The organism is Microbacterium sp. CPCC 204701, assembly GCF_004010105.1.
Classification (GTDB): domain Bacteria; phylum Actinomycetota; class Actinomycetes; order Actinomycetales; family Microbacteriaceae; genus Microbacterium.
Genome location: NZ_RRYE01000076.1, coordinates 1 through 10,007, shown reverse-complemented (window position 1 = coordinate 10,007; position 10,007 = coordinate 1). Strand labels below are relative to the sequence as shown.

Here is a 10,007-nt window from a genome sequence, read left to right as displayed (position 1 = left end):
CGGCCGACGGTGTGACTCAACGCGGCGACGCGGCCGCCCTGGCGCGGTCCTGCGCCCGCAGCGGCGGCATCCGCGAGTCGCTGGCCCGACGCGAGGCGCAGGATGTCGGCGCGCACCGCCTCGGCGTTCGCGGTCGAGAGGTACTCGAGCTTGACGTTGGCATCGGTGCCCGCGCCCACCACCTCGAGCTTCGCCATGCCGAGCAGCCGCGCCACCATCGGCCGCGTCAGGTTGACGCCCTGCACGCGGTCGAGCGGCGCACGACGCTGCGTGCGGAACAGAATGCCGCTGCGCACCTCGACGTCGTCGCCGGTGATGCGGAAGGTGTGGAACCGCCACGACAGGTAGAACCCTCCGACGAGCAGCACGAGCACGGCCAGCACGGCGAGCGCCGCCACCACATAGAGGTTGTTCACGACGATGAAGTCGATCGGGTCTCCGCCGGATCCGTCCCACTGACCGACCTCGTCCTCGATCTCGGGCGCGAGCCACGGCAGGAACACGATCAGCAGCCTGTCGCGGAGGTTCGCGACGATGACGCCGATGACCACGAGGAGGAACAGCCCGCCGCGCAGCAGCGGCGTCAACGGGTGCAGTCGGTGCCACTCGCCGTCGCTCAGCGGCGAGCGCACCAGCTCGGACGGAGGAGCGGCGTGCCCGTCGACAGGCTCGGGCAGCGGGTTCACAGGCTCGGGGGCGGGATTCATAGCCCCGTGCGCCGGCTCTCGGCGACCTCGACGAGGTGGTCGCGGAGCGTCTCGGCCATGGACTGCTCGAGTCCCGGGATCACGACACCGGTCGCGGCGGCCGCCGTCACGAACTTGAGCTGCGCGATGCCGAAGCCCCGGTCGAGCGGACCGTGCGTGATGTCGATGAGCTGCATGCGACCGTAGGGGACGGCGACGAAGCGCTGCCACAGGATGCCGCGGCGGAACACGAGGTCGTCCTGGCGCAGCTGGTACCCGATCGAGCGGGCCTGGCGCGGCAGGATCGCGAGGATCCAGACGAGGATCACGGTCAGGATGCCGCCGGGGATCCACGCCCACCACTGGTGCATCAGCAGGGTCAGGACGAGGGTCGCCGCGATCACCAGTACCAGGAACGACCCGTTGGAGATCAACTGCACGCGCACGTACTTCGGCGAGATCTGGTGCCACACGCCGCCGGTGAGCTCGAGGCGGTTCGCCGACCGCGGCTCGGCGAGAGTCTGGAAGGTCTCGGCGCCGGGCGCGTCAGTGCCCGTCGATTCGGGGTTCGAGTCCGGGATCCCCGGGCTGTTCGTCATCGTCGTCCTTCCTGATGGTGCACAGGTGCTCCGCGACGAGCCCGGCCGCGACGAGGAGGGCGCCGCAGACAGCTGTCGCGATGACCGTTCCCAACGAGCCTATCGAGGGCGCGACGGGTCGGGTGGTGAGGAAGGCGAGCAGGCCCAGCCCGACTCCGCCGATCGCCGCGCCGACGATGCTCGACGCCTTCGCGAGCATCGCCACGCGCAGCGCGCGGAAAGGGTTCACCGTGCGCTTGGCCGTGCCTCGGGTCGCCTGACGGATCGGGACCGCGAGCGCGACGACGATCGCGCCCAGCGCGACCAGCAGAATCGGCAGCGACACGGCCGGGGTGAAGCTCGGGCGTCCGGACGAGGTCAGCACCTGGTCGACGAGGAACCCCGCCCCGGTGCCGAGTGCAGCCGCGAGGAGGAGGACTCCGGCGCCGGTGCGCCTCACTTCTGCCCCCGGAGGCGATCGAGCGCCCCGTCGACGCGTCCGACGCCGGGCAGCTCGGCATCGGGGTCGACCGTGAGCCATGGGCCGAGCACGAAGTCCCGCTCGGCCGCCCTCGGGTGCGGGAGCAGCAGCTGCGGATCGTCGCTGATGACGTCGCCGTACGCGATGAGGTCGAGGTCGAGAACGCGGTCCTCCCAGCCCGGCTCGAGCGCCGACCGCTCGACGCTGCGCTCACGGCCGAAGCGGCGCTCGATCGCGTGGAGGTAGCCCAGCAGCACCGACGGAGCCAGGCGCGTGGTGAGGATCGCCACGGCGTTCAGATAGGCAGGGGCTGCGGCATCCGGCCCTTCCGGCTTCACCGCCACCGACTCGATCGGCTCCGATACGCGCACGTCCTCGACGAGGGGCAGCCGCGCGAGCTCCTTGATCGCCGTGGCCATCGTCTGCGCACGGTCTCCGAGGTTCGCGCCGAGCGCGACCACCGCCTCGACCGGCGATTGCCGCGACGAAGCGGCGCCGGCGTCGATGCCTTGCGCGAGTCTCCGGTTCACGATGCCGACCTCCCCCGTTCGATCGTCACGGCGACGTCGGCGAAGGCCAACGGGATCGGCGCGTCGGGCTTGTGGACGGTGACGCGCACCGACCCGACACGGTCGTCGGCCAGCACGTGGCGCGCGACGCGGTCGGCGAGCGTCTCGAGCAGGTCGACGGGGTCTCCGCCCACGATCTGCGCCACCTGCTCGGCGAGCTCACCGTAGTGAACAGTGTCGGCGACGTCGTCGCTGGCCGCCGCGGCCCGGGTGTCGAGCCGCAGCACCAGGTCGATCACGAAGTCCTGACCGACTCGCCGCTCCTGCTCGTAGACGCCGTGACGGCCGAAGACGCGCAGGCCCGTCAGCGCGATCTCGTCGGAGACGCCCATCGGTCCGCTCCTTCCCAGTTGCCGGCCACGGTGAGAGCATCGCGCGTGGCTGCGACATCGTGCACGCGCACCGCCCACACGCCGGCCTGCGCGGCCAGCACACTGGTGACGGCGGTCGCGAGATCGCGCCGCGCCTCGGTCGCGTCGGCGGGGTCGTCGGCGAGCGCCTCGGCGAGGAATCGCTTGCGGCTCGTGCCGACGAGCACCCGGTGGCCCATGGCGACGAACCTCGGCAGTCCGTGCAGCGTCTCCCAGTTCTGCCGCCCGCGCTTGCCGAAGCCGATGCCCGGATCGACGATCACCCGGGCGGGCGGGATGCCGGCGGCCGCCGCCGCCTCGACCCGCGCGGCCAGCTCGGCCACGACCTCGGGGACGACCTCACCGTACTCGGCGTTCGCGTACATGTCGGCCGAGTGCCCGCGCCAGTGCTGCAGCACGATGTCGGCGCCCGTGGGCGCCACCGCCGCCAGCATGTCGCGGTCGGCCATCCCGCCCGACACGTCGTTGACAATGCGTGCGCCGGCCTCGACGGCGGCCAGTGCGGTCGAGGCGTTCATGGTGTCGATGCTCACCACCGCGCCCGCCTCGGCGAGAGCGCGCACCACAGAGAGCACGCGCTCCTGCTCGACGGCCGGACCCACCCGCTCGGCGCCGGGCCGCGTGGACTCGCCGCCCACGTCGAGGATGTCGGCGCCCTCCGCACGCAGCCGCAGCCCGTGGGCGACGGCGGCATCGGCATCCGCGTACCGTCCGCCGTCGCTGAACGAGTCGGGCGTGACGTTGACGACGCCCATCACGAGGGCCATCCACGGCCCCCTGAAGGTCGTGGCGCCACCGGTGGCCCCGCCATCAGCGTGATCAGCTCGGCGCGGGCGGCGGGCTCGGCGAGCTCGCCCCGCGCCGCGATCGTCACGGTCGAGGCATCCGTCTGCCTGCCGCCGCGCATCGTCACGCACTCGTGCGTCGCGTCGAGCACGACCAGCACGCCGCGGGTGTCGAGCGATGCCGCGATCGCGTCGGCGATCTGCTCGCCGAGGCGCTCCTGCACCTGAGGGCGCGACGACAGGATCTCGACCACCTTGGGCAGGGACCCGAGCCCGACGACCCGCTCCCCCGGCAGGTAGGCGATGTGCGCATGCCCGCGGAAGGGCAGGAGGTGGTGCTCGCACACCGAGCGGAACAGGATGTCGCGCAGCATGACCGCTCCCGACGGCAGCGTGTCGGGTGCCGGGCCCCGCGTCACCGAGATCGTGTGCGCGAGGGGGGCCGCGGCATCCGCCCCCACGCCCGCGAAGAACTCCGAGTACGCGTCGGCGACCCGCTCGGGCGTCTGCTTCAATCCCGGACGGTCGGGGTTTTCCCCGATCGCCTCGAGCAGTTCGCGCACGAGCGCGGCGACGCGCTCACGGTCGACGGCCACAGGCTGAGCCTACGCGGTCGCGGGACGCGCCTGCCCGCTCGGGCGACGCTTCGACGCCTTCTCGGCGACCGGCTGCTCCGCCTCGACGCTCGCGGCGAGTCCGGCCTCGTCTCGGCGCCGCGGCACCTCGACGGGGGGCAGCACCGACGGGGGGCGCTGCTCGCTCGAGAGCCACTGCGGACGCGGGGGCAGCTTCTTGATGTCCTTGAAGATCTCGGCGAGCTCGAGGTGGTCGAGGGTCTCCTGCTCGAGCAGTGCCAGCGCGAGCTTGTCGAGCACGTCGCGGTTCGCGTTGATGACCTCGTACGCCTCGTTGTGCGCCTGCTCGATGAGGTCGCGCACCTGTGAGTCGACGCGCTCGGCGATGCGCTCCGAGAAGTCGCGGCCGTGGCCCATGTCGCGGCCCATGAAGACCTCGCCCGAGGACTGGCCGAGCTTCACCGGGCCGATGTCGCCGGTCATGCCGTACTCGGTGACCATCTTGCGGGCGATGTTCGTCGCCTTCTCGATGTCGTTGGAGGCACCGGTGGTCGGGTCGTGGAACACGACCTCCTCGGCGACGCGACCGCCCATCGCGTACGCGAGCTGGTCCTGCAGCTCGTTGCGTGTGACGGAGTACTTGTCGTCGAGCGGAAGCACCATGGTGTAGCCCAGCGCCTTGCCGCGCGGGAGGATCGTGACCTTCGTGACCGGGTCGGTGTGGTTCATCGCCGCCGCGGCGAGCGCGTGACCGCCCTCGTGGTACGCGGTGATGAGCTTCTCCTTGTCTTTCATCACCCGTGTGCGGCGCTGCGGCCCGGCGAGCACGCGGTCGATCGCTTCGTCGAGCGCGCGGTTGTCGATCAGCTGCGCGTTCGAGCGGGCGGTGAGCAGCGCCGCCTCGTTGAGGACGTTGGCGAGATCGGCACCGGTGAATCCCGGGGTCTTGCGGGCGACGACCTCGAGGTCGACGCCGTCGGCCAGCGGCTTGCCGCGGCCGTGCACCTCGAGGATCTTGGTGCGGCCCTTGAGGTCGGGCGCGTCCACGCCGATCTGACGGTCGAAGCGGCCCGGGCGCAGCAGGGCCGGGTCGAGGATGTCGGGACGGTTGGTCGCCGCGATCACGATGACGTTGACCTTGGGGTCGAAGCCGTCCATCTCGACGAGCATCTGGTTCAGCGTCTGCTCGCGCTCGTCGTGGCCGCCGCCCATGCCCGCGCCGCGGTGGCGGCCCACCGCGTCGATCTCGTCGATGAAGATGATCGCCGGCGAGTTCTCTTTGGCCTGGTTGAACAGGTCGCGCACGCGGCTCGCACCGACGCCGACGAACATCTCCACGAAGTCCGAGCCCGAGATCGAGTAGAACGGCACACCGGCTTCGCCCGCGACAGCACGGGCGAGCAGCGTCTTGCCGGTTCCGGGAGGGCCGTACAGCAGCACGCCCTTCGGAATGCGAGCACCGACGGCCTGGAACTTCGCCGGGTCCTTCAGGAACTCCTTGATCTCGTCGAGCTCTTCGATCGCCTCGTCGGCTCCGGCGACATCGCCGAACGTGACCTGCGGCATCTCCTTGGTCACGAGCTTGGCGCGCGACTTGCCGAACTGCATGACCTTGCTGCCCCCGCCCTGGGCGGACGACAGCAGGAACCAGAACAGCAGGCCGAGCAGCAGGATCGGCAGAAGCAGCGAGAGGAACCCGTCGAACCACGTCGCGCGCGGCACCGTGTCGTTGAAGCCGTCCTCGGGGTCAGCGGCGTTGATCGCCTCGACGACCTCGTCCGCACGCGCCGACACGTAGTAGAACTGCACGTCGGTCGCGCCCTCGTACTCCTTCGAGAGGGTCATGTCGACGCGCTGATCGCCGTCGGTGTTGACGACCTCGGTGACCGTGTCGCCGGCCAGGAGCTCGAGACCCTCTTGCGTCGAGATCTGCTTCGCTCCGTTCAGGCTCGAGATGAGCGAGAACCCCACGACGAGGAAGACCCCGATGATGAGGACGTAGAAGAGCGGGTTGCGGGTGATCTTCTTGAAGTCCATGGTGCGGGCGTGTGCCCGACCCCTTTCGTCGACGAGCCGCGGCGGGCCGGAATGCGGCCGCCGACGGTTGAATCAGGGTATCGCGGGGTTCCTAGGCGCAGTCTGTGCATTCGCCCCCGGCGTAATCGCCTAGGAGTAAATGTGGGGGGCGAGCACGGCCACGTCGCGCAGGTTGCGGTAGCGCTCGGCGTAGTCGAGGCCGTACCCCACGACGAACTCCGTCGGGATGTCGAACCCGACGTACTTGCAGGGCACCTCGACCTTCGCAGCCTCGGGCTTGCGCAACAACGCGAAGACCTCGACGGATGCCGCGCCGCGGGCCGCGAAGTTCTCCAGCAGCCAGCTCAGGGTCAGGCCGGAGTCGATGATGTCCTCGACGATGAGCACGTGCTTGCCGAGGATGTCGGTGTCGAGGTCCTTGCGGATCTGCACGACACCGCTCGACTTGGTGCCGGCGCCGTATGACGACACCGCCATCCAGTCCATCGGGACCAGGGCGGGCAGCGCCCGCGAGAAGTCGGCCATCACCATGACCGCGCCCTTCAGGACGCCGACGAGCAGGAGGTCCTTGCCGTCGTAGTCGGCGGCGACCTGGGCCGCGATCTCTTCGAGCTTGGCTCGGATCTGCTCCTCGGTGACGAGGACTTCGGTGATGTCACTGGAGACGTCGGCCGCGCGCATGCGACGAGTCTACGTGGGCGCGTCGTGGTCGCCGCGGACCGTCTGCGGGCTGACGACCAGCACGCCGAGAATCTCGGCCAGACCCGGCGCGGAGGGAACCCACGTCACCTCGATGTACCAGTCGCCGCTGTCGAGCTCCTGGCGGAACCCGTCGGTGACCCAGCCGTCGACCTCGCGGACGCGCGACTGCGTCCAGCCCTCGGCCGAGAGATGCCCCGACACGGCATCGAATGCCCGGGCGGAGGCATCCGTCTCGGCGATCAGGTTGAGGTCCTCGCGAGCCTGCCACCATGCCGGATCGGCGGGCGTCGGCGCCCCCTCCGTCGGGCCGAATCGCGGCTCCGACTCGGAGAACGCACGTTCGGCGATCAGCTCCTCGGGCACGACGGCGACCGTGTCGGCCAGAAGGCGTTCGGCCTCGGAGCGGAACTCGTCGAGTCGGCTTTCTTCGGGCATGCTGCATCCTCCGAGCGAGAAAACGAGGGCCGCGACGACGGCGGCGACGAGCCGGCGCATCGATCAGCCCACCTCCACGTAGACGGGTTCGTAGTCGTCGCGATCGATGCCGTCGATCGTGATCGGGTGGCCGCCGGCGACGATGATCTCGTCCTCGGCGTAGAGCTCGGCCTCACCGCCCGTGATGACCGCGACCATGTTCTCGAACGAGGTCGAGCCGGGCGTGTAGATCGAGCTGTGGCTGTCGATCGCCGAGGGAGTGCCGTTGCCGGGGACGTCGAAGTCCTCGATGTCGTCGCTGTCCGGATCGGACGCGTCGATCCACCCCGTCTCGAGCCGAGTCACTCCGCCTGCGGTGAGCGTCGACTGTCCGTGCAGGGCGTGGAGGTCGCCCTCGCGGCCCTGGATGAGCCCGACGACGAGATCGTTGCGGCTCATCATGGCGTAGTGGGGCACCTCTGAAGTATGCGGGAAGTCGGCGACGCCCGAGACGCCGTCTCCCATGCCGGCGGCCGCGACGTAGAGGATGCGGTCGGCGCGCAGCCCGGCCGCCTCGGCCAGCCCGACCGTCGCACCGCCGTAGCTGTGACCGACCACGGTGAGCGTCGCGTCGGCCGGGAGGATGATGCCGGCGGCGAAGTCGCGCAGACGCGGCGCGAGGTCGTGCGAGTACGAGGTGCTCATCGCCTCGGGGATCGACTGGGGGAACGCCCCGCCCGCCCACTGGAAGACGGCGGACCGACGCCCCGCGGCGTGCTGCAGGTCGGCGGCGTGGCCGTCGCCGAAGTCGGTCATGTTCGATCCGGTTCCCGGCACCGAGATCGCGACGGACTCCACCCACGAGGGGATGTCGCCCGTCACCGGGTCGATGGGCCCGTGATAGGTCGCGATCGCATCGAGCGACGGATCGAACACCACCACGCGCGCGCCGATCTCGACCCGAGAGAGGCCGGACTCGTCGGTCACGCGGACCTCCTGGGTGAGCAGGTCCCGGTACGAGTCGATGAGGCGCTGCTGCTCGGCGATGAGGTCGTCGTACACCTGCTCGATCGCGTCACGGCTGTGATACGCGCTGTCGAGCGCAGCATCGCGCACGGCCTCGAGCCGCTCGATCTCGGCTTCGCGCGCGGCGATCTCGGCCTCGATGTTGAGGCGGTTGGCCGCGACGCGGTCGGCGATGGGGATCCCGTCCAGATTGCCGATGATCTCGGGCGCAGCGGCGATGAGCGCGTCCCGCTCCGCACGATCGAGGCTGTCCCACACCTGCCGCACGAGCGCCGGATCGCCGAGCGCGGCGATCTGCTCGGCCGTCACGTCGTCGGTGTCGCCGGCCCACAGCGCGGTCGCGGCGACGAAGCCGCTCGCGCCGACGACGCCGTCCTGGGTGATCGCGGCGACGAGCGGGATGCCCGAGAGCCGTGCGGCCGTGTCATGGTCGAGCTGATCGCGCTCATCGCGCAGTGCGTTGTACGCCGCACGCGACGACCGGTAGTCGTCGATCGCCCCTTGCCAGCGGTCCAGCAGCGATGGGTCGTCGAGGTACAGCCACGACGGCAGCACGTCGTCCCAGTCCAGCGCCCAGCCCACGACGAACTCCGATGCGGCGTTCAGGGCGGCAGATCGCCGAGTCGTGACGGCGGCGTAGTCGGACTCGGCGTCTGCCCGCGCGGAGCGGGCGCGACGCTTCAGGTCTGCGACGGCGTCCGCGTAGTCCTCGATCACGCCGGCAGCCTCGTCGGCGGCATCCGCGACCTCCGTGAAGCGCGACGCGAGCACGGTGATGCGCGGGCGCAGCGCGTCGACGCTCACCGCCGACACCGGTGACAGGGCACTGAGGGCCCTGTTCGACGAAGCACTGCGCTCGCGCTGCGCGCCGGCCCGGGCGCGAAAGAACCGCGCGAGGTCGCGGATGCCGTCGACGTCGCCCTCGCCGGGGTCGGCCGCAAGGCCCGGGAGCGTCATCCGCCGGTCCCGGCCATCTGCGCATCCAGGGCGAGCAACTCGGTGTGCACCGTGCTCACGTCGGCCGACAGGTCGTCGCCCACACCGACAAGAGCTGTCACCGCGTGGCGCACCAGCGCATCGACGCTGCCGACGGCGGACTCCACCACGGTCGATCCGAGAGCGCCGAAGGCCACGCAGAGCGTATCGACCGGGGCGTCGCCTGCGTCGAGCAGGTGCGAGATCGCCTCGGCGAAATCGGAGTCTGAGAACTCGACGTCTGCCATGATCGCCACCCACCCTAGCCACCCGACGACCCGCGGGCGAAGGGGACAATTCCCCATGCCGAGCGGCCCCGGATCAGCGTGCGGTGAACTCGATCCGCCCGCCGACGCGGCGGGCGCGACATCCGGGGAGGTCGATGTGTCCCTGCCCCGACCAGTCCGTGACGAGTCGTGCGACCTCGAGGGTCTGCGCGCGGGTAAGGCTCTCGTGGAACTCGCTGGCCACCACGTGCCGGATGATGCGGTTGCGCAGCGCCGCCGGGTTCGCCGCGAGCGCGGCCACCGACACCGAGATGCCGGCCTCAGCGTGCTCGACGATGTCTTCGATCGTCTCGTGCATCATCTCATCGAATGCCTCCGCGTCTTCGCGCAGCTGCGCGGCCGTGCGAGCGAGCGCGTCGGCGATGCCGGGGCCGAGCTCGGCCTCGAGCACCGGCAGCACCTTCTCGCGCACGCGCACACGCGCGTAGCGAGGGTCGGCGTTGTGAGGGTCGTCCCATGGCTCGAGGCCCTCCGCCGCGCAGGCCGCCCGGGTCGTCGCGCGGCGCACGCCGAGGAGCGGC

The 10,007-nt window shown here is 70.7% G+C and carries 13 protein-coding genes; all 13 read right to left on the bottom strand.

Annotation, left to right across the window (positions count from 1 at the left end):
* On the bottom strand, positions 1 to 707 hold a 707-nt coding region (locus EIO58_RS07080), incomplete at its 3' end, for a PH domain-containing protein (protein ID WP_164861569.1).
* Positions 704 to 1,285, bottom strand: coding sequence for a PH domain-containing protein (locus EIO58_RS07075; RefSeq protein ID WP_127818934.1), 582 nt, complete (start codon positions 1,283 to 1,285; stop codon positions 704 to 706). The genes EIO58_RS07075 and EIO58_RS07080, both read right to left, overlap by 4 nt.
* On the bottom strand, positions 1,233 to 1,724 hold the full coding sequence (locus tag EIO58_RS07070; RefSeq protein ID WP_127818933.1) for a DUF3180 domain-containing protein: 492 nt from the start codon (positions 1,722 to 1,724) through the stop codon (positions 1,233 to 1,235). The genes EIO58_RS07075 and EIO58_RS07070 overlap by 53 nt, the downstream gene beginning before the upstream one ends.
* Positions 1,721 to 2,275, bottom strand: coding sequence for a 2-amino-4-hydroxy-6-hydroxymethyldihydropteridine diphosphokinase (gene folK, locus EIO58_RS07065; RefSeq protein WP_127818932.1), 555 nt, complete (start codon positions 2,273 to 2,275; stop codon positions 1,721 to 1,723). The genes EIO58_RS07070 and folK overlap by 4 nt, the downstream gene beginning before the upstream one ends.
* On the bottom strand, positions 2,272 to 2,646 hold the full coding sequence (gene folB, locus EIO58_RS07060; protein WP_127818931.1) for a dihydroneopterin aldolase: 375 nt from the start codon (positions 2,644 to 2,646) through the stop codon (positions 2,272 to 2,274). Before folB ends, folK begins: the two co-directional genes overlap by 4 nt.
* Positions 2,619 to 3,452, bottom strand: a complete 834-nt coding sequence (folP, locus tag EIO58_RS07055; protein WP_127818930.1) for a dihydropteroate synthase — start codon at positions 3,450 to 3,452, stop codon at positions 2,619 to 2,621. Before folP ends, folB begins: the two co-directional genes overlap by 28 nt.
* A complete protein-coding gene (gene folE, locus EIO58_RS07050; RefSeq protein WP_127818929.1) occupies positions 3,440 to 4,066 on the bottom strand; it encodes a GTP cyclohydrolase I in 627 nt (208 codons plus the stop codon). The genes folP and folE overlap by 13 nt, the downstream gene beginning before the upstream one ends.
* A 9-nt stretch (positions 4,067 to 4,075) precedes the next feature.
* Complete coding sequence (gene ftsH / locus EIO58_RS07045; RefSeq protein ID WP_127818928.1) at positions 4,076 to 6,082, bottom strand: ATP-dependent zinc metalloprotease FtsH; 2,007 nt, start codon at positions 6,080 to 6,082, stop codon at positions 4,076 to 4,078.
* Positions 6,083 to 6,211: 129 nt separating this feature from the next.
* Positions 6,212 to 6,763 (bottom strand): hypoxanthine phosphoribosyltransferase, encoded by a 552-nt coding sequence (hpt, locus tag EIO58_RS07040; RefSeq protein WP_127818927.1) that lies wholly within the window; start codon positions 6,761 to 6,763, stop codon positions 6,212 to 6,214.
* A gap of 9 nt (positions 6,764 to 6,772) precedes the next feature.
* Entirely contained in the window at positions 6,773 to 7,219 is a 447-nt protein-coding gene (locus tag EIO58_RS07035) for a hypothetical protein (RefSeq protein WP_127818926.1), read from the bottom strand.
* Between the two features lie 63 nt (positions 7,220 to 7,282).
* Positions 7,283 to 9,181 (bottom strand): alpha/beta hydrolase, encoded by a 1,899-nt coding sequence (locus tag EIO58_RS07030; protein ID WP_127818925.1) that lies wholly within the window; start codon positions 9,179 to 9,181, stop codon positions 7,283 to 7,285.
* On the bottom strand, positions 9,178 to 9,447 hold the full coding sequence (locus EIO58_RS07025; protein WP_127818924.1) for a hypothetical protein: 270 nt from the start codon (positions 9,445 to 9,447) through the stop codon (positions 9,178 to 9,180). Before EIO58_RS07025 ends, EIO58_RS07030 begins: the two co-directional genes overlap by 4 nt.
* 73 nt (positions 9,448 to 9,520) lie before the next feature.
* Positions 9,521 to 10,007, bottom strand: a 487-nt coding sequence (locus EIO58_RS07020) for a TilS substrate-binding domain-containing protein (RefSeq protein ID WP_205789170.1), incomplete at its 5' end; no start/stop codon positions are given.

Coding starts and splice junctions, on each gene's coding strand:
- EIO58_RS07035 (WP_127818926.1), bottom strand. CDS start 7,219: ATGCCCGAAGAAAGCCGACTCGACGAGTTCCGCTCCGAGGCCGAACGC.
- folB (WP_127818931.1), bottom strand. CDS start 2,646: ATGGGCGTCTCCGACGAGATCGCGCTGACGGGCCTGCGCGTCTTCGGC.
- folP (WP_127818930.1), bottom strand. CDS start 3,452: ATGGCCCTCGTGATGGGCGTCGTCAACGTCACGCCCGACTCGTTCAGC.
- EIO58_RS07030 (WP_127818925.1), bottom strand. CDS start 9,181: ATGACGCTCCCGGGCCTTGCGGCCGACCCCGGCGAGGGCGACGTCGAC.
- ftsH (WP_127818928.1), bottom strand. CDS start 6,082: ATGGACTTCAAGAAGATCACCCGCAACCCGCTCTTCTACGTCCTCATC.
- EIO58_RS07025 (WP_127818924.1), bottom strand. CDS start 9,447: ATGGCAGACGTCGAGTTCTCAGACTCCGATTTCGCCGAGGCGATCTCG.
- EIO58_RS07075 (WP_127818934.1), bottom strand. CDS start 1,285: ATGACGAACAGCCCGGGGATCCCGGACTCGAACCCCGAATCGACGGGC.
- hpt (WP_127818927.1), bottom strand. CDS start 6,763: ATGCGCGCGGCCGACGTCTCCAGTGACATCACCGAAGTCCTCGTCACC.